The sequence below is a fragment of the Vibrio sp. 10N.222.55.C6 genome (assembly GCF_041473395.1).
Classification (GTDB): domain Bacteria; phylum Pseudomonadota; class Gammaproteobacteria; order Enterobacterales; family Vibrionaceae; genus Vibrio; species Vibrio crassostreae_C.
Genome location: NZ_JBFRSD010000587.1, coordinates 1 through 259, shown reverse-complemented (window position 1 = coordinate 259; position 259 = coordinate 1). Strand labels below are relative to the sequence as shown.

Sequence of the window (259 nt, the reverse complement as noted above, 5' to 3'; positions counted from 1 at the left end):
GTTATACAAACCGTGGCAAATTTCTTGAGCCTGCTTTAAGCGATGCATAATATCGGCATTGGTCGCATCACTATTGCAGCCACCAATACTATCGTGCGCATGACACTCAAGAATCTTCTTCCAAGCGATATCTATCAGCTCTGTATGGACAGTAATACCTTGTGCTTTCGCAATTGCGATGACAACTTCAAGCTTCTTAATCAAAAACTGCTCTATATCGAAATTTAGCTTTTTAATGTCATATCTAACTGAGCCGATC

General features: G+C 40.2%; 1 protein-coding gene. It reads right to left on the bottom strand.

Annotation, left to right across the window (positions count from 1 at the left end; all coding sequences use genetic code 11):
• The coding region (locus AB4486_RS25215; RefSeq protein ID WP_372119450.1) for a hypothetical protein at positions 1-259 on the bottom strand (259 nt) is incomplete at both ends.